Origin of the sequence: Roseovarius sp. ZX-A-9 (assembly GCF_028369135.1) — a bacterium.
Lineage (GTDB): Bacteria > Pseudomonadota > Alphaproteobacteria > Rhodobacterales > Rhodobacteraceae > Roseovarius.
Window position 1 is genome coordinate 31,518 of the sequence record NZ_JAPWHW010000023.1, and the last position, 20,048, is coordinate 51,565.

At 62.2% G+C, this 20,048-nt stretch carries 19 protein-coding genes; 7 read left to right on the top strand and 12 right to left on the bottom strand.

Annotated elements, in window-relative coordinates; translation table 11 throughout:
• Positions 1–137 precede the first annotated feature (137 nt).
• Genes O3306_RS18790 through dnaQ form a run of 4 tightly spaced genes read left to right on the top strand, consistent with a single transcriptional unit; the run spans position 138 to position 2,842 of the window.
• On the top strand, positions 138–737 hold the full coding sequence (locus tag O3306_RS18790; RefSeq protein WP_272010174.1) for a Maf family protein: 600 nt from the start codon (positions 138–140) through the stop codon (positions 735–737).
• Positions 734–1,567, top strand: coding sequence for a shikimate dehydrogenase (locus O3306_RS18795; RefSeq protein ID WP_272010175.1), 834 nt, complete (start codon positions 734–736; stop codon positions 1,565–1,567). The genes O3306_RS18790 and O3306_RS18795 overlap by 4 nt, the downstream gene beginning before the upstream one ends.
• Complete coding sequence (gene coaE, locus O3306_RS18800; RefSeq protein WP_272010177.1) at positions 1,564–2,157, top strand: dephospho-CoA kinase; 594 nt, start codon at positions 1,564–1,566, stop codon at positions 2,155–2,157. The genes O3306_RS18795 and coaE overlap by 4 nt, the downstream gene beginning before the upstream one ends.
• On the top strand, positions 2,150–2,842 hold the full coding sequence (gene dnaQ / locus O3306_RS18805; protein WP_272010179.1) for a DNA polymerase III subunit epsilon: 693 nt from the start codon (positions 2,150–2,152) through the stop codon (positions 2,840–2,842). Before coaE ends, dnaQ begins: the two co-directional genes overlap by 8 nt.
• 73 nt (positions 2,843–2,915) lie before the next feature.
• Here the strand turns inward: dnaQ and secB are convergent, their stop codons facing one another.
• Both secB and O3306_RS18815 read right to left on the bottom strand, forming a co-directional pair.
• Complete coding sequence (secB, locus tag O3306_RS18810; protein WP_272010181.1) at positions 2,916–3,419, bottom strand: protein-export chaperone SecB; 504 nt, start codon at positions 3,417–3,419, stop codon at positions 2,916–2,918.
• A gap of 59 nt (positions 3,420–3,478) precedes the next feature.
• The gene (locus O3306_RS18815; RefSeq protein WP_272010183.1) at positions 3,479–3,967 is read right to left on the bottom strand and encodes an FxsA family protein; all 489 of its coding nucleotides are present in this window, start codon (positions 3,965–3,967) and stop codon (positions 3,479–3,481) included.
• Between the two features lie 108 nt (positions 3,968–4,075).
• Here O3306_RS18815 and O3306_RS18820 point away from each other — a divergent pair, with 108 nt between their 5' ends.
• From O3306_RS18820 to O3306_RS18830, 3 genes are read left to right on the top strand one after another with little or no spacing between them, the layout of a single operon-like run.
• Positions 4,076–4,738 carry a Tim44/TimA family putative adaptor protein gene (locus O3306_RS18820; protein WP_272010185.1) on the top strand — a complete coding sequence of 221 codons (663 nt, stop codon included), beginning with the start codon at positions 4,076–4,078 and terminating at the stop codon, positions 4,736–4,738.
• A complete protein-coding gene (gene mltA, locus O3306_RS18825; RefSeq protein WP_272010187.1) occupies positions 4,735–5,772 on the top strand; it encodes a murein transglycosylase A in 1,038 nt (345 codons plus the stop codon). The genes O3306_RS18820 and mltA overlap by 4 nt, the downstream gene beginning before the upstream one ends.
• The gene (locus O3306_RS18830; RefSeq protein ID WP_272010189.1) at positions 5,769–6,365 is read left to right on the top strand and encodes a Smr/MutS family protein; all 597 of its coding nucleotides are present in this window, start codon (positions 5,769–5,771) and stop codon (positions 6,363–6,365) included. The genes mltA and O3306_RS18830 overlap by 4 nt, the downstream gene beginning before the upstream one ends.
• Here O3306_RS18830 and O3306_RS18835 read toward each other — a convergent pair.
• The 10 genes from O3306_RS18835 to tsaE all read right to left on the bottom strand — a co-directional run bounded on the left by O3306_RS18835 (position 6,345) and on the right by tsaE (position 19,793).
• The gene (locus tag O3306_RS18835) at positions 6,345–7,571 is read right to left on the bottom strand and encodes an MFS transporter (protein WP_272010191.1); all 1,227 of its coding nucleotides are present in this window, start codon (positions 7,569–7,571) and stop codon (positions 6,345–6,347) included. The genes O3306_RS18830 and O3306_RS18835 overlap by 21 nt on opposite strands.
• Positions 7,572–7,759: 188 nt before the next feature.
• Complete coding sequence (gene hslU / locus O3306_RS18840) at positions 7,760–9,067, bottom strand: ATP-dependent protease ATPase subunit HslU (RefSeq protein ID WP_272010193.1); 1,308 nt, start codon at positions 9,065–9,067, stop codon at positions 7,760–7,762.
• 120 nt (positions 9,068–9,187) lie between these two features.
• On the bottom strand, positions 9,188–10,255 hold the full coding sequence (locus tag O3306_RS18845; RefSeq protein WP_272010195.1) for a hypothetical protein: 1,068 nt from the start codon (positions 10,253–10,255) through the stop codon (positions 9,188–9,190).
• The gene (hslV, locus tag O3306_RS18850) at positions 10,255–10,815 is read right to left on the bottom strand and encodes an ATP-dependent protease subunit HslV (RefSeq protein ID WP_272010197.1); all 561 of its coding nucleotides are present in this window, start codon (positions 10,813–10,815) and stop codon (positions 10,255–10,257) included. Before hslV ends, O3306_RS18845 begins: the two co-directional genes overlap by 1 nt.
• A 133-nt stretch (positions 10,816–10,948) precedes the next feature.
• Positions 10,949–11,269 (bottom strand): thioredoxin, encoded by a 321-nt coding sequence (trxA, locus tag O3306_RS18855; RefSeq protein WP_272010200.1) that lies wholly within the window; start codon positions 11,267–11,269, stop codon positions 10,949–10,951.
• 61 nt (positions 11,270–11,330) lie between these two features.
• Positions 11,331–14,702, bottom strand: coding sequence for a double-strand break repair helicase AddA (addA, locus tag O3306_RS18860; protein ID WP_272010201.1), 3,372 nt, complete (start codon positions 14,700–14,702; stop codon positions 11,331–11,333).
• Entirely contained in the window at positions 14,699–17,638 is a 2,940-nt protein-coding gene (gene addB, locus O3306_RS18865; RefSeq protein WP_272010203.1) for a double-strand break repair protein AddB, read from the bottom strand. The genes addA and addB overlap by 4 nt, the downstream gene beginning before the upstream one ends.
• Positions 17,631–18,323 (bottom strand): nucleotidyltransferase family protein, encoded by a 693-nt coding sequence (locus tag O3306_RS18870; RefSeq protein ID WP_272010205.1) that lies wholly within the window; start codon positions 18,321–18,323, stop codon positions 17,631–17,633. Before O3306_RS18870 ends, addB begins: the two co-directional genes overlap by 8 nt.
• Positions 18,299–19,324 carry an aminoglycoside phosphotransferase family protein gene (locus O3306_RS18875; protein WP_272010207.1) on the bottom strand — a complete coding sequence of 342 codons (1,026 nt, stop codon included), beginning with the start codon at positions 19,322–19,324 and terminating at the stop codon, positions 18,299–18,301. The genes O3306_RS18870 and O3306_RS18875 overlap by 25 nt, the downstream gene beginning before the upstream one ends.
• A complete protein-coding gene (gene tsaE, locus O3306_RS18880; protein ID WP_272010209.1) occupies positions 19,317–19,793 on the bottom strand; it encodes a tRNA (adenosine(37)-N6)-threonylcarbamoyltransferase complex ATPase subunit type 1 TsaE in 477 nt (158 codons plus the stop codon). The genes O3306_RS18875 and tsaE overlap by 8 nt, the downstream gene beginning before the upstream one ends.
• Positions 19,794–20,048 lie beyond the last annotated feature (255 nt).

Genomic DNA, 20,048 nt, shown 5'->3' on the forward strand with positions numbered 1-20,048 from the left:
ACTTATCCCTTCCACATGCGTATGGAATTTGGACAACCGCCTGGAAATGACCGATACATGCGCATGGCACGCCAGTTGCGCGGTTGTCCCGCTCAACTATCCAGTGTCACCCGCAATTCATTCACCCGGTTGTCCACATGAATACCCGCATCATCCTCGCCTCCCAGTCTGAAATTCGCCAGCAGTTGCTGACGAACGCACAGGTGCCCCACGTTGCACGCCCCGCCAATCTGGATGAGGCGGCCATCCGAGATGCCCTGCTGGCAGAACAGGCACCAGCCCGCGATATTGCCGATGCGCTTGCTGAGGCGAAGGCCACGAAACTGAGTGCGAAGGAACCCGCTGCGCTGGTGATCGGCTGCGATCAGGTCCTCGCGCATCAATCGCGCCTGTTGTCCAAGCCCGCGACACCGGAAGAGGCGTTGGCGCAGTTGATCACGATGCGCGGCAGCACGCATGAGCTCTTTTCAGCCGTAGTCATCTACGAAGACGGCACACCGCAATGGCGGCATGTGGCTCGGGTCAGGATGACGATGCGTGATCTGTCGGACAGCTATCTTAAAGGCTATGTTACGCGCAACTGGGACAGCATCCGCCACACGGTCGGCTGTTACAAACTCGAAGAAGAGGGCGCGCGCCTGTTTTCCCGCGTTGACGGGGATTACTTCAGCGTGCTTGGTCTGCCATTACTGGACCTGATATCGTACTTATCTACGCGCGGAGAACTGGAGACATGAGCGAGCAGAAAATTCCCCTCGCGGGCGTCATCGGATCGCCTATCGGCCATTCGAAATCACCACAAATTCATCGCCATTGGCTAAGCACCATGGGTTTGAAGGGGCATTACATCCCGATGAACGTCGCGCCCGATGATCTGAAGACTGTCCTGCACACTCTGCCCAAGGCCGGATTCGTCGGCGTCAACATCACCATCCCACACAAGGTATCGGTGCTGGAAATCGCCGATCTTGTGACGGACCGCGCGACCCTGATCGGCGCTGCGAACACGCTTATCTTCCGCAAGGATGGCAAGATTCACGCCGACAACACCGATGGCTATGGTTTTGTCAAAAATCTTGAAAGCGTGTCAGGCGGATGGGATCCCGCAGCCGGGCCCGCTGCGCTCTTTGGTGCGGGCGGCGCGGCGCGGGCCGTGATTGCGGCCATGCTCGATGCCGGTGTCCCTGAAATCTTGATTTCCAACCGGACGCGTGTCCGTGCCGAGGCACTGCGCTCCGATTTCGGCAAACGTTTGCGCGTGTTTGACTGGGTGCAGGCCGGTAATATGCTCGATTATGCGGCGACGGTGGTTAACTCCACGTCGCTGGGAATGATTGGCCAACCACCGTTGCGGGTGCCGCTCGACGGGCTGCAAAAGGGTGCGGTTGTCACCGACCTTGTCTATGCGCCGCTCAAGACAAAACTTCTTGAAGTGGCAGAAGAAGCAGGTTGCCGAACTGTCGACGGCTTGGGCATGTTGTTGCATCAGGCGGTGCCGGGGTTCGAGCGGTGGTTCGGCACCCGCCCGAAGGTTGACAGCGCAACCCGTGCGGCTGCTCTCAGATGAGTTTTCGGCTTGGGTTGACCGGATCAATCGGTATGGGAAAATCCACGACCGCGCGCATGTTCGCCGATGAGGGATGTGCGCTGTGGGATGCAGATGCGGCCGTACACCGGCTTTATGCGCCCGGCGGTGCGGCTGTGGCGCCAATGGCGGCGGCGTTTCCGGATGCTGTCATTGACGGTGCAGTGTCTCGTGCCGCATTGAAGGAAATTATTGCCGCTGACCCATCAGCCCTGGGCCGGATCGAACAGATCGTACACCCTCTCGTTGCGGCGGACAGGCAGGCGTTTCTGGCCAAAACAGTGTCTGATATCGTCGTTTTCGACATTCCCCTGCTGTTTGAGAAATCAAACGAAAACCAGATGGATGCGGTGGTCTGCGTGACAGCCCCGCCCGAGGTTCAGCGCGAACGGGTAATGGAGCGCGGCACCATGACCGAAGCGCAGTTTCAAGCGATCCTTGCCAAACAAATGCCGGATGCCGAAAAGCGCGCCCTCGCCGATTACGTGATCGAAACAGCAACGCTTGAGCATGCCCGCGCGCAGGTGCAGGCTGTGATCCGCGATATCAGGGAAAACCGACTTCATGCGTGAAATTGTACTCGATACCGAAACCACCGGATTCGAACCCGAACAGGGTGACCGTATCGTCGAAATCGGTGCGGTCGAACTGATCAGACATATGCCCACCGGCCGGACTTATCACCAGTATATCAACCCAGAGCGCGCAATGCCGGATGATGCGTTCCAGGTGCATGGGCTGGGCGATGATTTTCTCAGGGACAAGCCGGTTTTTGCCGACATCGCGCAGGCCTTCGTGGATTTCATCGGTGACGACAAGCTGGTGATCCACAACGCCAGCTTTGACATGAAATTCATCAATGCCGAACTGCGCTGGCTCAACCGCCCTGCCCTGCCGATGGATCAGGCGATCGATACGCTCGCGATCGCGCGCAAGAAATTTCCCGGTTCTCCGGCCTCGCTTGATGCGCTCTGTCGCCGATTTGGCATCGACAACACGGCCCGCACGCTGCACGGGGCACTGCTCGATTCCGAGATTTTGGCAGAGGTTTATCTGGAGCTGATCGGCGGCCGCCAACCCGATTTTGGCCTGGCGGAACAAAGTGGTGAAACCGGTGCCGGCACAGCCACGTCAGATTGGCGCCCCGCCCCGCGCCCCACCCCTCTGTCGCAGCGATTGACTGCAGACGAGCGCGCTGCACATGAGGCGTTCGTCAAAAAAATGGGCGATGCAGCCCTGTGGAATAAGTTCGGATAGATTTTTCGGCACAAACCTGCGCGAGGGATGTGCCGAAATGCGTTGTCCAAGGTCAGGCGCGTGTCGCGCTTGATCAGGACACGTGCTTGGGCGCGCTCTCGGCTTGGCGACGCATGATTTCCTGGCGGTAAAGCTGCATGAAATCGATGTTTTCCAGGTTGAGTGCCGGGAAACCGCCATCGCGGGTCACATCATGGACGATGCGCCGCAGGAACGGGAACAGCATACGCGGGCACTCGATCAACAGGAAAGGATGCATCTGATCCTCGGGCACGCCTTCGACATGGAAAACGCCCGTATATTCCAGCTCAAGCAGGAATAGTGCCGCTTCGTCTGCCTTGTTCTTGGATTCGACCTTCAGTTTGATCGTCACTTCGAACTGGTGGTCGGGTTTGCGCTTTTTCGCGTCGAGAGTCACGTTGACCGTGATATCGGGCGATACTTCGCCACCGACGCCTCGCTGGGCGAGGACGTTCTCGAACGACAGGTCACGCACGAATTGCGTGAGAACCTGCATCTTTACCTGTTGGGCGGCTTCCGCGGCTGCGTCTGCGGCGCCGTTTTCCTGATCTTGCATCGTTGTCTCCGAATGACGTTGGTACTTGCGCGCAGACCTAGCAGGTCAGCCGCGCCGCCTCAATGCTTTGTCCAGCCTGACGGCCCATCACGTCCCGGTGTCGAAGATGGATGAACCTCTTGATAGTCGCCTTCGATCGTGCCGGGATCATGTCGGTGGCGCCTGGGTTCACCCGGCCCGTTGCCCATGTCAAAATGCGCTACGTGGACGCGTTTGCGTAAATATGCGAAGGCTGCCCGCCGAAATGGCGGCATCAGCAGCGCAAATCCCAACGCATCGGTGAAGAAACCCGGCGTCAGCAACAGCACGCCAGCAATCAGGATCATCGCCCCATGGGCCAGCGATTCCGTCGGATCGCCCTGCCGTGAAAAGGAGCTGCGCAGGTCATTCAGCGCCATGGCGCCTTGGGCGCGAACCAGCCACGTGCCCAGCACCGCCGTCCCGATGACGATAGCTAGGGTCGGCCACAATCCGATCAATCCGCCGACCTGAATAAACAGCCCGATTTCGATCAGAGGTACAGTCAGAAATGCCAGCAGTAGCCACATGGGCCATTCTCCTTTGTTTTGCGGGGCGCAAGGTGGACTTGGGCCCGCCCGTCACCTACATAAGGGTGAACAAACGCGCTTTCCACGTATTGTCTGAAAGAGATGCCCATGAATTCGCCCATCATACAGCTTCTGGTTCTGGCCGGTATCGCTGTTTTTCTGATCCTGCGGCTCAAAAATGTGCTGGGCACCCGCGATGGATTCGAACCCACCGAACGGCCGAAACCTCTTCCGGCTGATGGCGCGCGTCGGCGCGGCTTCGAGGTGATCGAAGGCGGACCCGACCATGATATCACCGATCATGTCCCCGAGGATAGCGAGGCTGCCGCGGCCTTGGCAGAGATGAAGCGGGCCGAGCCGTCCTTTGAGGTCGGTCCGTTCCTGAAGGGTGCGCGCGGTGCCTACGAGATGATCCTGATGGGCTTCGAACGCGGTCAGCTGGATGGTCTGGTGCCATTTCTCGACGAGGACGTTTACAATACCTTCTCCGAAGTCGTGGATCAGCGGCAGGAAAAGGGCCTGACAATCGAGTCGGAATTCATCGGCATACGCGATCTGACGCTGGTCGATGCCGGTTTTGACCCAGCGACAAACCGGGGCTCGATCACCGTGCGCTTTGTCGGAGAGTTGATATCGGTCGTGCGGGACAAGGACGGCGAGATCGTCGAAGGCAAGCCGGGCAAACCCGAGCGTCAAAAGGACATCTGGACTTTTGAGCGCGTCATGGGCGCCGACGATCCCAACTGGCGGCTCGTCGCCACAGGCGAATGATCCGGGCGGTTTTCGCCGCCCTGAGCTTCGCGCTGCTGCTGCCTGCCGGTGTGGTTGCGGATGAAACAACCTATTCCGTGCTAAGTTTTGAAGAGCTGAACGGATGGGAACAGGACGATCACCAAAAGGCGCTTGATGCGTTTCTGGTCACCTGCCCCGACATGAAAGACCCCGATTGGCAATCGCTTTGCGCGCTGGCGCAGCAAAAGCCGAACGCCAAAGGGTTCTTTGAATTGCTCTTTCGGCCCATCCTGATCAGCGAGGGCGATCCCGCTCTCTTTACCGGATATTTCGAGCCGGAATTGCGCGGCGCGCTGCAACCTGGCGGCCGGTACAAGTATCCTATCTACCGCGAACCGCCCGAAGCCAAGGCGATCAATCCCTGGCTCACCCGGCGTGAGATCGAGACCGGAACGGTCATGCAGGGCCGTGGGCTGGAGATCGCCTGGGTCGATGACCCGGTCGAATTGTTCTTTTTACAGATCCAGGGATCGGGGCGCATACGCCTGCCGGATGGTTCCATGATCCGTGTCGGCTATGGCGGTTCGAATGGGCATAACTACCGCTCAATCGGGGCCGAACTGGTGCGGCGCGGTATTTATTCGGTCCATCAGGTGTCTGCCCAGGTGATCAAGAACTGGGTGCGCCGCAATCCCGAGGATGGGCTGGAATTGCTGCGCTTCAATCCGTCCTATGTATTCTTTCGCAAGCTCGATAACCATGCCAGCGATCTGGGACCGCTGGGCGCGATGAACCGGCCAGTGACTGACGGGCGCTCGATTGCGGTTGATCCGGCATATGTCACGCTGGGCGCCCCGGTCTGGATCGAAAAGGGTGGCAAACGCCCGATCCGGCGGTTGATGATCGCGCAGGATACCGGCTCGGCGATCAAAGGCTCGCAGCGAGCCGATATCTTTTTCGGGACCGGCGACAAGGCCGGGCGCGCTGCTGGCCGGCTCCGCGATCCGGGTCGGATGGTGGTCCTGATGCCGATTCAGCGTGCCTTTGCCATGGCGACAGAGACGTTGCAATGAGCCGCCGCCGCAGGGTCCGACCTGATGAACTGGAGCTCTGGCGCAGCGTGGCCGGTACCGCCGATCCGCTGCACCCCGATCGGCCTGCGCCCGCCGCCAAATCGCTGCTTGAGCCCAAACCGCAAGAGGCCAGAGCCGCGCGAAAGCCGGTGGAGCCTTTTGAGATTGGGCAGAAGGCGAACGGACGCACCCCAGCGCATGATGTGTTGCCCGGTCTCACCGACCGGATGAAAGCGCTTCCAGTCACGATGGATAAACGCACCCACGGCAAGCTCAAGCGCGGCAAGATGCGTCCCGAGGCACGGATCGACCTGCACGGAATGACTGTGGACCGCGCCCACGGCGTCTTGACGGGATTTATCCTGCGCGCGCACGCTCAGGAAAAGCGGCTGGTGTTGGTGATTACCGGCAAGGGCAAGCGGACGGACGATCACGGCCCGATTCCGGTGCGGCAGGGCGTTTTGCGCCACAACGTACCGCACTGGCTTCAGATCCCGCCTTTGGCGCAGGTGGTGATGCAAGTGAGCGAAGCACATGGTCGCCATGGTGGCGGCGGGGCCTATTACGTCTATCTACGTCGCCCACGCGGGTAGCAGCGGTCGTGCGCGGGCTATACCGATGCTCATGAGAACAGTGGTAAAGGCGAAATAGAGCGCAACGCCGATATACTGCGTCTCGATCCCCAGCCCCAGATCGATCCCAAGGCCGGTGATGCCGGGCCCGATCGCTGACCCCAACACCATGACCGCCGCCGCCATCGCCTTGATCGAGCCGATGAACCGTGTGCCGTAGAATTCCGCCCAGAAGGCCGCCGGTAAGGTCGTGTTGACGCCGGTGTTCAGCCCAAGAAAGAGAAATCCGAGCCACAGCCCTAGTGAACTTTCCGCAAAAGCAAAGAACAGGAACGCCACGACCATCGGCAGTTGCATGAATGGGATCAGCCGCGCGGTTCCCACCTTGTCCAGCGCCCAACCGCTGGCGACCATCGCAAGGATGCTGATACCGGTGTAGAAGGGAAAGAACGCCACCAGTTCGAAGTGACTGACCGATTTCACCTCGGCGAAATGCACTTGGTGGAAAAAGAACGCGGTGTTGAAGGCCGACGGCCCCAGAAGGGCCGGAACCATGAACCAAAACAGCCAGTGCCCGAATGTCTGGTTGCGGGTCCAATGCCGCGCTTCCATTCCCAAGCTCTGATCCGACCCTGCCATGGATTGCGGCGTGCGTTCCTTTCGAAGCAGCATCACCAGGATGGGAATACCTGCCATGGCGATGAAACCCGCGACGATCCATAGAATGCGCCAGTCGATGCTCAACATCAGAGAGACGAAGATTAGCGGCAGAAGCGCTTCACCGGCAGCGAAGCCCAACGTCGCGATCGACAGCGCCTTGCCGCGCGTGGCGATGAACCAGCGAGACATGGCAACTACGGCGATGTGGCTGGTCATGCCCTGCCCGGTAAATCGCAGCGCAAAGATGACCAGCGGCAGTAGCCACCAGACCGGATTGAGGGCCATTGAAACACAGGCCAAGGCCAGCATCGCCAAAATGATCGCGCCCAGGGCGCGGACGCGAAACCGGTCGGTCAACCCGCCGGCCCAGACCATCACCGCAGCCGATGCCGTGGTGCCCAGCGTATAGATACCGCCCCACTCCCCGTGGCTCAGCTGGAATGCTTCACGGATTTCACCTGCAAAGATCGAGATGAAGAACGTCTGCCCGAAACTGCTGAGAAAGGTCAGCAACATCCCGGCGGTCAGCCAGGGCGCGTTCTCGCGGAGGAAGGCAAGCGTGTTCATTCCCTTTGCTTGCCCGAAAAAACACCGAAGGAAAGAGAAAAATGCGGGCTTGGTCCGGTGGGCCGTCAGCGGCGCGCATTTTCCTCTCTGGTGCTGGGGCCGCGCGGCCCATGGGGATCATCGCCGGGGGAAAATTGGCGGTGCCGCAATGAGTATTTATGGCAAAATGAAGAAGTGCTCTGGATTCATCAAAGCACGTAGCGGCTCAAATCGGTCGATCGCATCAATTCTCCCAGGTTTGCATCGACAAACGCCTCGTCCACGGTGACGGAGTCGCCGTCCCGGTCCGGAGCGTTGAAGCTGAGTTCTTCGAATACCCGCTCCATCACCGTATAGAGGCGGCGGGCGCCGATATTCTCGACGCTCTGGTTCACTTCGGCGGCGATACGCGCGAGTGCGGCGATGCCGTCATCGGTGAAATCTACGGTCACGTTCTCGGTGCCCATCAGGGCGGTATATTGCCGGGTCAACGCATTGTCGGTCTCGGTGAGGATGCGAACGAAATCTTCTTCGGTCAACGCGCGCAGTTCGACCCGGATCGGCAAGCGGCCCTGCAATTCGGGCAGCAGGTCGGAGGGTTTGGCGATGTGAAACGCACCCGACGCGATGAACAGGATATGGTCGGTCCTGACTGCGCCGTATTTGGTGCTGACAGATGTGCCTTCGATCAGCGGCAGCAGGTCGCGCTGTACGCCTTCGCGGCTGACCTCGCCGCCGCGGGCGTCGCTACGCGTTGCGACCTTGTCGATCTCGTCAAGAAAGACGATCCCGTTTTGCTCGACGGCCTCGAGTGCGGCACGGTTCACCACTTCATCATCCAGCAGTTTGTCGGCCTCCTCGCCGATCAGGAGGTCATAGCTCTCGGCGACGGTCATCCTGACACGCCGGGTACGGCCGCTGAACGCCTTGCCGAAAAGGTCACCGAGGTTCAGCATGCCCATCTGGCTGCCGGGCTGACCGGGGATATCCATCATGCCCATCGGGTTGGAATTATCCGCGATGTCCAGATCGATCTCGGTATCGTCGAGCGCACCTGATTTTAGCTTCTTGCGGAACATTTCGCGCGTGCCCTCGCGGGCATCCTCACCGGCGATGGCTGAAATCACGCGTTCTTCGGCGGCGGTCTGGGCGTTTGCCTTGACGTCTTCGCGCATCTGTTCGCGCACCATGGCGATGGCGCTGTCCATCAGATCGCGGATGATCTGCTCTACATCGCGGCCCACATAGCCCACTTCGGTGAACTTGGTTGCTTCCACCTTGATGAAAGGCGCGCGGGCCAGCTTGGCCAGGCGCCGGCTGATCTCGGTCTTGCCGACGCCGGTCGGCCCGATCATCAGGATGTTCTTCGGGTAGACTTCGTCACGCAGGTCGTCGCTGAGATGTTTGCGCCGCCAGCGACTGCGCAGGGCAACCGCGACGGCCCGCTTGGCATCATTCTGGCCGATGATGTATCGGTCCAGTTCGCTCACGATCTCGCGCGGGGTCAGGTCGGTCATTCAGTCACTCCACTTCGGGTTTGTGCGAAACCTAAGCATGGGCGCGAAAAACACAAGCAAAGACAGTGGAGAACACCGGAAGAGCGTGGGCGCAAGGCCGAAGCGCGCGAGACACGAGGGTCAGCCGTCTGCGTGGTAGGGCGGCAGACGGTCCTTGCCCGGAAAATCGGGAAGCGCGCGCATCAGCCTGACCCGGAGTTGCGTCCAGAATGTGCCGAGCACGGTCACGATAGCGCCCAGTACCAGCAGCAGTAGCGGCCAGGACAGTTCTGCCTCGCCCAGTTGCATTGCCCAGGCGATCACGAACCCCAGATATCCCAGACCCGCCGTCAGAAACGACCGGCGGTCGATGATCAGCGCCAACATGGTGATCAGAATAAGCGCGATCAGCGTAAGGATCATGCCCTGTGTTCCGCCCGTGTTATAGGCCGTCATTGCGACGGTGTTGACCAGCGCGGGTGCTGCCAGAAGATGTAGCCAGAAAGCAGAGCGCGCCATGCGGCCAATTCGGTGCGGATCGCGCATGTCGAACCACAGCCCGGCGGCCAGTGCGAGCAGGCCAAAGACCAGGGTACCGACCGCCAGACCACCGCCGCGGCGCAGGTCAAAGAGCGAGTTCCAATCGTTGAACGGCGCGTCGATCCCGGTCACGACACCCGTCACGCCAAAGACGACCATCAGCCCGAACAACCCGGCAATGAACATCGCAAAGGGCACCTTGAACACGCGGTAATGCAGCGCCATCGCGGCGATCCCCAGCAGCCCGAAAACCACGACCGCCTGGGTATCGCCACCCAGAGTGCCGGTTTCATCCAGAACCCAGGCGACGACCGACCCGGCAGAACTGGCATAGCCAATGGTCAGCACGATCGAAGGCAGCGCCATTCGCCGGCGGTTAGTGAAATAGAGCGATGCCATCCAACAAAGGGCGCCGAGAACAAGCGCGATGATCAGGGGGTTACCGACCACCACCACCAGCGCCATCGACCCGCTGAGCAGCAGGATCAGCCCGACCGAGACGAAAATCTCGGCAAAGCCACGGAACAGTTCGAACGGCTCGTCATCCGGAAGGTTCTGGGCAATGCGCCCAGCGCGGGCATGTGCCAGTTGTGTCAACCGGGCGGCCTGAGCCTCGTCGATTATGCCGGCGGCGGCGGCGGCGCGCAGATCGTCTTCAGTCAGGCTCATCAATGTGCCTTGATTTCTTCAACTGTCAGGTTGCCATTGGTGTAGACGCAGATTTCTGCGGCGATGGCCATGGCGGCGCGGGCGACTTCTTCGGCGTTGCGGTCGGTGTCCATCATGCCGCGCGCGGCGGCGAGAGCGAAATTGCCGCCCGATCCGATGGCGGCGATGTCATGTTCGGGTTCCAGAACGTCGCCCGCGCCGGTGATTACCAGCAGATCACTGCCGTCGGTCACGATCAGCATCGCCTCCAGTTTCTGCAGGTACTTGTCGGTGCGCCAGTCCTTGGCAAGCTCGACACTCGCACGTTGCAACTGCCCGGGATGCGCCTCCAACTTGGCTTCGAGCCGTTCCAACAGGGTGAACGCGTCGGCGGTCGATCCGGCAAAGCCCGCCACTACGTCAAAGCCTCCGGGGCTGAGGCGTCGCACCTTGCGCGCGGTGCCCTTGATGACGGTCTGGCCCAGACTGACCTGCCCATCACCAGCGACCACGACCGTGCCGCCCTTTTTCACTCCGATGATCGTAGTGCCGTGCCAACCGGGAAACTGATCTTTGGCCATCTTTCGCCCTCCGTTTTGTCCCTGCCTATATGCAGGCCGTGCGGGCATGTCACAAGGGTGCGGGGGCGGCGCTACGAAAAAGGGCACCCCGAGGGGCGCCCTGATCCGGTCTTTCCGTCTGGAGGGTTGGAAATCAGAGTGCGTCGTTGATCCAGCTTTGCAGCGCGGCCTTGGGCGCGGCGCCAGAGCGGTTCGAGACGACTTCGCCGTTCTTGAAGATGAACAGCGCGGGGATGCCGCGCACGCCCATGGCGACGGCGGAATTCGGGTTGCTGTCCACGTCGACCTTGACGACTTTGACCTTGCCGTTCATTTCTGCTGCGATCTCTTCCAGAGCGGGGCCGATCTGCTTGCAGGGGCCGCACCATTCTGCCCAGAAATCCACGACGACGGGGATGTCTGAGTTCTTCACTTCGGCGTCGAAGGTATCGTCGGTGACGGCAACGGTGGCCATGAGGTGTCTCCTTTGGGGGGTCTTGGGTTCGCGATGAACCTAGGTACCGCCACGACCGAGGTCAAGGTATCGCAGTCGTCTGCAATGACGCTGTCACAAGATCGTGTGGGAGCATCATCATCTGGGCAGTGTACGTCCAGAGCAGTGCGGTATCGACGGTTTTGTCCGGATAGATCTGCTTCACTGCGGCGGCATAGGCCCCCATCTGCCGTAACAAGCCGTCGGGGCAGGTTTCCGCATTTTCCGGCACGACACGATTAGTTTTGAAATCGACGATCAGAATGCGGTCCGGGCTCACGATCATCCGGTCGATAACCCCGTGCAGCCGTCGGCCACCCAGTTCTGGCAGGTTTGCTGTCACCGGCACCTCGACCAACGCCTCGGCAGCAAAGAGCGGCTGAAGCGGTTCCGCGGTCAGGACGCCCGTAACCTCGGAGAGAAGCGCGGATTGCGTGGGTGCGTCGGCCTTGTCCGGTCCGACACCCAGCAATTGCGCGACGGTCTCGGGCCAGGCGGCTTGCGGCACACCCGGCAGAACCTCCAGCAGCAGATGAACCTGACGGCCCCGACGTTTCGCCGCCTCCTCGTCCAGTCCGGCCTCTCCGGGCAGGGCCTTGGCGCCGCCCAGATCAGACGGGCTGAGCACTGAGGGCCTCTCCGGGATCTGGGGGGCAGGCGTATGGAAGAACGCAGGCAAATCGGCGGTCACTGGTGGTTCAGAGTCGGTCGAAATCGTCTCTGTTCCGGCCCAATCACCGTCCTGCAGGCGCAAGCCTTCTCCCGGCCCGAACATGTGTGGGGTGGCGCCGCCCGTTGCCATCCCGGCGGCGATCTTTTCATACCAGCTCTTGCCGTTCTTGCCCGGTGGTTTGGCGCAGGCAACGATCAGCCAGGTCTCGGCGCGGGTCATCGCGACATATAGCAAACGGTCGCGTTCGGCCTCTTCGGCTGCCTTTGTCGCATCAATCTCGGCACGCATCCGGTCCGGGACATCTTCGCCCGGCATCCGCCAGAGCGGAACATCGTCACATACCGTAATCTGTCCGCGCATTCTGGGCGTGCGCTCGGCAGTATCGGGCAGGATGACAACCGGTGATTCCAGCCCCTTGGCGCCGTGCACCGTCATCACCCGGATGCGATTTCCGGCGCTGTCCATCTGGCGTTTGATTTCCAGATCATCGGTCTCCAACCAGACCAGAAACCCGGTGAGGCTATCCACTGCCTTCTGCTCGTAGGCGAGCGCCTGGCTGAGCAATGCATCAATGCCGTCCTCGGCCTCTGGCCCCAACCGCGACAACAGCCTGCGTCGTCCGTCATGGCGGGTCAGGATTCGCTCGATCAGGTCATAGGGGCGCAGGTAGTCCACCTTGTCGCGCAGATCATCAAGGATCGCCATCGTATCGGGAAACTCTTCTGCACGCGCGCGCAACGCTTGCCACAGGTAGGGCTGTTGGCGCGGCTGCGCCAGCGCGTGCAACTGCGCCTCGTCCCAGCCCAAAAGCGGAGAACGAAGTGCCGTGGCCAGTGCCAGACTGTCCTCCGGGGTGGCCAGAAATGACAGCAGAGCCGCCAGATCGCGTACCGCCAGTTCACCTGCTACGCGCAGTCGGTCGGAACCAGCGATGGGCAGGTCGCGGGCCTTGCAGGCGCGGATAATTTCATGAAAGAGCGGTGAGCGACCTTGCACGAGGATCAGCACGTCGCCCGCGCATACAGGCCGCATCGTGGCGCCGTTGCCCGTAGGGATCATCTGGCCGGTGGCAATCATGTCCGAAATGGCCTGCGCTATCTGCTCGGCCAGCACCACGGCCGGATCATCGCCCGCGACCACGTCTACCGGATCATGCCAGTCGGGTTCTTCGGCAGCTTCTTCAGGCTCCGGCACTGGCCACAGATCGACACGACCGGGCAGGGTAGTCTTGAATGCCAGGTGATGCGCATCCAGCGATAGGCCGTCGGGCTGCACCACATCCGCAAACACCCGGTCCACCAGATCGAGGATCACTTGCGACGAGCGAAACGAATGCTCCAGCCGGTGCGATTGCAGCGGTTCGGGCGTGGCAGCCAGCCTTTCGCCAAACTCGGCCTGCATACGGTCGAACTCGCGCGGGTCGGCCCCCTGGAAGGAATAGATCGATTGCTTCTTGTCGCCGACGACAAAGATCGTCCGCCGCACGTCGGGGCGCGCGCCGATCCCACTGGTAAATTCCTGCGCCAGCCGCGCGATGACCTGCCACTGCACAGGGCTGGTATCCTGCGCCTCGTCCAGCAGGATATGGTCGATTCCACCATCGAGCCGAAACAGCACCCAGGCCGCCACGTCCCGGCGGGTCAGAAGGTTGACCGCCTTCAGAATCAGATCATCAAAGTCGAGCCAGCCGCGCCGCTGCTTGGCCTCTGCATAGGCGGGCAGCACGACTTGGGCGAAATCGTGCAGGGCCCGCGCGGCACTCAGCGCACCCAGCGCCAACCGCGTTTCGCGCGCGGCTTCGACCCGGAGCATCCAGGCTTCGAGCGCGGGCATTGTATCGACCAGCGCGCCTTGGGTGGCCTTGGTGGGGAAACTGCCGATCTTGGCCGAAAATGGCGCCTTGGCCTTGGCCCCGGTCAAAAACACGGCCTCCAGAAGCGGCAGCGCCGCAAGATCCAGCATGCTGATCGCGCCGAGCTTGTCGGCGTTCTTCTGGTCCGTGCTCGATCCGGCCCGAAGCGCGGGCAATAGCGCGTCAAGAATGGCCTGCTCATTGCCCAGAAAGACTTCGGCGTGCAACTGGTCCCAAGTCTGCTCCGGGCGCAGGCCCAGCACGCGGCGCAGCCCCGCGTCAGTCCACTCTGTCTCGAACAGGGTCTGATGCCCGGCGATTTCTGCCGCTAGGTCGCTGATCGTCTCGCCGGTGTAGTAGCGCGCAATTGCTGCCAGCTTTGCCGCGTCAGGCCCGGCTGCGATTTCCTCGACAATCTCGGCACGTAATAGCGCTGCGGCGCGGTCTTCCATCTCGGTGAAATGCGGGCTGACCCCGGCCTCGAGAGGAAACCGGCGCAACAGACCGGCACAAAACGAATGGATGGTCTGGATCTTCAGGCCGCCAGGCGTTTCAACGGCCAGTGCAAAAAGGCGGCGTGCCTCGCGCAAGGCCTGATCGCCCAGCGGTCCATCCAGCCCGAGATCCTTCAATTCGGCCGTCAGTTTAGCATCACCCAGCATCGCCCAGGAGCCGAGCCTGCGAAACAGCCGGTTCTGCATCTCGCTCGCGGCGGCCTTGGTATAGGTCAGGCACAGGATGTGCTGCGGATCAACGCCGTCCAACAGCAGCCGCGCCACCCGGTCGGTCAGCACCTTGGTCTTGCCCGAACCGGCATTGGCCGAGAGCCACGTGGACCGGTCTGGTCGGGCGGCTGCGATCTGGCGCAGGGTGGCGGCATCGCGTGTCATTGGCCCACCTTGCAGCGGTGTGCCGCATCCGTGATGTCCCATTCGCCAAAGCGCGCCAACTGGTCGTAATCGCCGGGATCACGGGTGCGCTGCATTGCCCGGCGCGAGGTATAGCCCATATCTTCGTCCTGATAACTGGCGATCAGCGCGGTCAGCTCGGCCCAGATTTCGCGCGGTGGTGTTTCGTCCAGTGGGGCCTGTACGATCTTGCCGCCGCTGCCGAGGCCGATATAGGCGGCATCGGTAACGCGTCCGGGGGCAAGGTCTCCAAAACCAGAGATTTCGGCCATCGCCGCTTCCAGCAACAACTGCTTGTCAAAATGCTGCTGCTCTGCCTGACCGGGCGGTGCGCCGGTCTTGTAATCATAAATATGCATGTTGCCTGACGCGTCCAGGTCGATCCGGTCCGCTTCGGCGACGAGGGTAAAGTCCAGCGCCTCGATCCGCGCCTCGCTGCGCACCTCAAAGGCGGTGGGGCGAGCAGCCTTGCGGCGTTCCAACTCGGTTTCCACGAACCACTCGGCAACCCGGCTCAGCCGCGCCATCCACATCGCGCGTGCCTCGGCCCACGGCACTTTGTCGGACAGATGAACTTCGGCGATCTGCATCAGGCGCTCGGGGGTGCAAAGGCTGTCATCATCGCGGGTCTCACTGATGAAATCCTCCAGCACCTTATGCAGGACGATACCGCGCAACAGCGCATCAGGCAGTTTCATCAGCGGATCGAGTGGCCGCAGTCGCAGTACATGGCGCGCGTAGATCGCGTAAGGATCCCGAATGAGGCGTTTGATCTCGGTCACCGACAGGCGGCGCGGGCGCTGGATGGCGGGCGGGCAGGGGGCCGGGCGCGGTGCGGCGGCGGTTTTGGGGGCTTCTTCCAGCATGGCCGCGCGCCGCAGCCACATCGCACCGCGCTTGCGCATGTCGGCCAGTGCCGCCTTGCCGCCCTGTTCGGGCAGGCCGTCCAGCAGGTTCTGCAGCCGGTTCACCCAGCGCGACATCACCGTTTCGGCTTCGTCACTGCGCACCGAGCGCGTCAGCCAGACTTCGCGCGCGGCAATCGCCTGTTGAAAATCATGTGCCGCCAGACCGATGCGTCGTTCCGGCAGCAACAGGCCCGCCTGATGCCGCAAGGCACGGTTCAGCCATGGGTCCGGTTTGGGCGCTTCGGGCCAGCTGCCCTCGTTCAGGCCCGCAAGGATCAACAGCTCGGCGCCCTGAACGCGGGCCTCAAGCGTGCCCCAGATCAGGATATCCGGATGAGCGGTATCGGGGTTGCGCACCTCTTGCCGGGACAGCAGCGCCTGCACCAGCGTCGCATAATCGGTGGCGCGCATGTTGCCGCCATGCGCTGCCTCGTCTTGCAGTTCCTGCATCGTGTCGCGCGCCTTGCGCCCGTCTTCTTGCGACCAGAGCGCACCGGATGTCGCGGCGCGGCAACCGCCCGCGATCGCCTCTGCTGTTGCCAGATGACGTTCGACACGAGTGGTCAGGGGCAATTCCATCCTACCCTCGGCCTGCCCGCAGAGATGCGTGGCCAGCCAGTTGCCCCAGTCCTGTGCCATTTTATGATCCCGCGCGGCGGCCCATGCGGTGATATCTTCAGCCTCGGGGTAGGGCGGGCCGTTGCGGCGCAGGTGCAGTTCCAACTCGCGTGTCAGCAACAGATGTGCGCCGCGCTCGCCGCCCGAATGCGTCATCGGGTGCTTGAGGATGGTCAGCAGCGCCTCGGCGGTCAGCCGCGATTCAAAGAGCGCGGCCACATGCCGCAACAACCGCCCCGGCGGTGTGCGGTGCAGCGGCAGGCCGGCGCTGTCGTCAGGCAGGATGCCCCAACGGTCCATCGCCGCCGTGACCTGCCGTGTCAGCGTCCGGTCCGGTGTGATCAGCGCCGCCGTCTGGCCATCTTCGGCGGCCTGACGCAGGCGCATCGCGATGGCCAGCGCCTCTTGGCGTTGCGACGGGGCTTCCAACAAGGTCACATCCTGCATGGCACCGGCCAGATCGGACAGTTTCGGCCCGTCCTCGCGCCAGGCGTCCGTCATCGGGGCAGGGCGCAGGGCCAGCGAAACCGTTCGGTTGCGTGCGGCGTTGGCCGGCGCGGCGTCGGTCCATCGGCTGACCTGATCGGGCCGCAGATCTAGCGCGCGGCGCAACGCGTGATAGCGGTATTGCGGGTGATCCTCGGACAGCATCGGATCGCCCAGCCCGCCCCAGACCGCATCCGGCATGTCGAAATCATAGCCCGGCAGGATCAGCGCGCCCTGCGGCAACCGTGCCACCGCCTGCATCAAGAGTTGCGTCGTGCCGCGCGACCCGGTCGAGCCTGCGATCAGCACGGGATGTTCGGGCGGCGCGGCCTGCCATCGTTCGATCACCGTCTCGACAGCACGCCGCTGTCGCGAGGCGACATCGGGCAACCCCTGCGCACCGGTGAACTGGCGTACAATGTTCAGAAAGCTGCGCATGCGCTCCCAATGGCCGGACTGGTCGGTGACATCCAGCGCATCGATCACCTCGGGTGCGACCCCCTCGCCCTGCATCTCGTCCATCAGCGCGGCAAGGCTGTCGGCCAGATCATAGAGCGCACTGCGCGGGGCCAAGTCGGGCTGCTGATCCAGCAGCCGGCTGATCAATTGTATCAGCTCCAGCCGTCTGCGCAGCGCCGGGACCGGCGGCGGCAGATCGCTTAGCACACCGTCCTGTCCGATGTCGGTGACCAGCGAAATGCGCGGCAAGAGGCGCGGTGGCCCCGCATCCCAAAGCGTGCGAAGGCGCCGTGCCATGCGGCGCGTGTTCACGATTAACTGAACTTGCGCCAGCGCTTCGGGGGGCTGCCCCGTCAGTCGCTGGTCGATCCCGGCGATCAGCTCTGCCGGGAAATCGACTCCGGGGGGCAGGGCAAACAGACGTGGGTGGGGCGCTGAGTCAAACATCGGCATTTCGCAACATCTCTTCTGCCAGCGTGATTCCGGCGGGGTGCCCGACATCGCACCAGGCACCATTATACGGCATCCCGTATAGCCGACCCGCCGCGATCATGCGATCCCAGACCAGATTGAGCGAGAATGCGGCCTCGGGGATCTTGGCCAACAAGTCGGTCTTGATGATCTGAACTCCGGTATAAACCAGCCCCGGCCCGCGCGTTGCGCGCCCCTGACTGCCCAGTTTGAAATCGCCCATACCGGCGTGGCCGATTGCCTGCGCCGGAGTGACGCACAGCAGCAGCGCATCCATTTCCTCGGGCTGCCATCCTGCCGCCAATGCTGCCAGTGGATTGGGTCCGGCCCAGACGGCATCGGTATTCATGGTAAAGAGCGGACCCGGACCGGTCAGCGGAAGTGCTGCCCGCAGGCCCCCGCCGGTGTCGAGCAGATCGGGCGATTCGTGCGACACGCGAATATCGGTACCCGCGACATGCGCCACGATCTGCTCGGCCCGGTAATGGGCGTTCACCACGACCCGTGACAGACCCGCCGCGCGCACTTCGGCCAGTGCGTGATCGATCAGCGCCTTGCCCGCAACCTCGATCAGCGGCTTGGGCCGGTCATGGGTCAACGCGCCCATCCGCGTGCCCAGCCCTGCGGCAAAGAGCATTACAGTGTCGGGACGCTGGCGCATTGTGCTCTCAATCGGTTGAGGATTTCGGGGGTCGGCGCAGGCAGTCTGTCCCGCACCAGCGGCGCGATGTCGGCCAGTGCCGGGTGGTCCAGATCGTGCATAAGATGGCCCCACACACGTGGCATGAGGTCGAGATAACGCGGCTTGCCATCGCGCAGGCAAAGCCGCGCGAAAACGCCGAGAATCCGCAAATTTCGTTGCAGTCCGAGGATGTGATAGGCGCGATCGAACGCTTCGGCATCCACTTCGGCGCGATCAGTGTAGTACCGGATCATCTGCGCTGCGATCCGGGGCGGGACGTCGCGGCGTGCGTCCTGCAGAAGCGAGACGAGATCATAGGCCGGATGACCGCGCATGGCGTCCTGAAAATCCAGCAAACCAACCCGCGCGATCCCTTCCCGATCCGGCAACCACAGCAGGTTTTCCGCATGGTAGTCGCGTTGGATCAACACCGGCGCCTCGCTCGCATCGGCCCACAGCGCGCAGGTCATGGCATCGTGAAATGCGCGTCGCGTGTCCCCATCAGCCTTGTCTGCATGGGAAAGATACCAATCATAGGCGAGTGCCGCCAGATCGGCCATCAGCGGTACATCATATGTCGCCAGTCCGGCGGGCGGAGCATGTTCGTGAAGCGCGATCAATACGTCGGTCGCTGCCTCATACAAAACTGGCTCCAGCTCTGGCGCCTGCGGGATGACCCGCGCGTATAGGGCATCGCCCAGGTCTTCGATCAGAAGAAACCCCGCGCCTGTATCCTCTGCCAGAATACGTGGCGCGCTGAAGCCGCGCGCGCATAAATACCGGGCGATCGCAACAAAGGGTGCCGTATCCTCGCCGCGTTCGGGGGGTGCGTCCATGAGTACCGCGGATGCGTTTGTTTCGGCGTCCGTCAGCCGCAAATACCGCCGGTTTGACGCATCCCCCGCCAGCGGTGCGATCTTTGCCCCCCGCCAGGCGGTGCTATCGACAAATGCGCGTGCAGCTGCGTCGCGATCATTCATCGCACAGGCCCTCCAACCGGCCCGCCCAGCGTGGATCGGACCAGGTAAACTGCAATTGCCGTTCTTGCGGGGCATCAAGAGCAGATAGCGTCAGGTGCAGGGCTGTTGCCGGTGTCAGATCACCCAGACGGTCGGGCCACTCGATGAGACAGATCGCCTGATCCATCGCTTCGGTCAGGCCCAGTTCTATGATCTCGCTTGGCGACGTGAGACGGTAAAGATCGGCGTGCCAGATTTCGGTGCTCTTGCCCGGGTATGTCTGCACCAGCGTGTAGGTCGGTGATGGCACGTCTTCCGGGACATCAAGCAGCGATAGGATCAGGCTGCGGGCAAAATGGGTCTTGCCGGCGCCCACACTGCCGGACAGCAGGATCACATCGCCGGCGCCCAGCCGCGCACCCAGACGCTGCGCAATGGCGCAGGTCATTTCGGGGTCGCTCGCGTGGCAGGTCAGGCTGGTGGCATTCATGCGCCGACACTACACGCGCCGCCGCGCCCTGCAACCGGGATCAGCCCGCCGCGAGCCGCGCAGGTACAGTCCGGGCCGCCACGGCCAGATCAAGGGTCAGCATGCGGGCCCCGGCAGGCAGGGGTTCGATCGGCATTGCCAACTTATTTTCACCCGCCCGAATGAGGCCTGACCCAAACCCGTCAGGCCGTCATTTCAAGCGCGTAGATTTGCCAAAGATCGAAGGCATCAGTTCTGGCGTGGCGGTATGAGGTG

Bases quoted from the DNA above. Each gene is read 5' to 3' on its own strand.
- O3306_RS18790 (WP_272010174.1), top strand. From the start codon at position 138: ATGAATACCCGCATCATCCTCGCCTCCCAGTCTGAAATTCGCCAGCAG.
- O3306_RS18795 (WP_272010175.1), top strand. From the start codon at position 734: ATGAGCGAGCAGAAAATTCCCCTCGCGGGCGTCATCGGATCGCCTATC.
- coaE (WP_272010177.1), top strand. From the start codon at position 1,564: ATGAGTTTTCGGCTTGGGTTGACCGGATCAATCGGTATGGGAAAATCC.
- dnaQ (WP_272010179.1), top strand. From the start codon at position 2,150: ATGCGTGAAATTGTACTCGATACCGAAACCACCGGATTCGAACCCGAA.
- secB (WP_272010181.1), bottom strand. From the start codon at position 3,419: ATGCAAGATCAGGAAAACGGCGCCGCAGACGCAGCCGCGGAAGCCGCC.
- O3306_RS18815 (WP_272010183.1), bottom strand. From the start codon at position 3,967: ATGTGGCTACTGCTGGCATTTCTGACTGTACCTCTGATCGAAATCGGG.
- O3306_RS18820 (WP_272010185.1), top strand. From the start codon at position 4,076: ATGAATTCGCCCATCATACAGCTTCTGGTTCTGGCCGGTATCGCTGTT.
- mltA (WP_272010187.1), top strand. From the start codon at position 4,735: ATGATCCGGGCGGTTTTCGCCGCCCTGAGCTTCGCGCTGCTGCTGCCT.
- O3306_RS18830 (WP_272010189.1), top strand. From the start codon at position 5,769: ATGAGCCGCCGCCGCAGGGTCCGACCTGATGAACTGGAGCTCTGGCGC.
- O3306_RS18835 (WP_272010191.1), bottom strand. From the start codon at position 7,571: ATGAACACGCTTGCCTTCCTCCGCGAGAACGCGCCCTGGCTGACCGCC.
- hslU (WP_272010193.1), bottom strand. From the start codon at position 9,067: ATGACCGACCTGACCCCGCGCGAGATCGTGAGCGAACTGGACCGATAC.
- O3306_RS18845 (WP_272010195.1), bottom strand. From the start codon at position 10,255: ATGAGCCTGACTGAAGACGATCTGCGCGCCGCCGCCGCCGCCGGCATA.
- hslV (WP_272010197.1), bottom strand. From the start codon at position 10,815: ATGGCCAAAGATCAGTTTCCCGGTTGGCACGGCACTACGATCATCGGA.
- trxA (WP_272010200.1), bottom strand. From the start codon at position 11,269: ATGGCCACCGTTGCCGTCACCGACGATACCTTCGACGCCGAAGTGAAG.
- addA (WP_272010201.1), bottom strand. From the start codon at position 14,702: ATGACACGCGATGCCGCCACCCTGCGCCAGATCGCAGCCGCCCGACCA.
- addB (WP_272010203.1), bottom strand. From the start codon at position 17,638: ATGTTTGACTCAGCGCCCCACCCACGTCTGTTTGCCCTGCCCCCCGGA.
- O3306_RS18870 (WP_272010205.1), bottom strand. From the start codon at position 18,323: ATGCGCCAGCGTCCCGACACTGTAATGCTCTTTGCCGCAGGGCTGGGC.
- O3306_RS18875 (WP_272010207.1), bottom strand. From the start codon at position 19,324: ATGAATGATCGCGACGCAGCTGCACGCGCATTTGTCGATAGCACCGCC.
- tsaE (WP_272010209.1), bottom strand. From the start codon at position 19,793: ATGAATGCCACCAGCCTGACCTGCCACGCGAGCGACCCCGAAATGACC.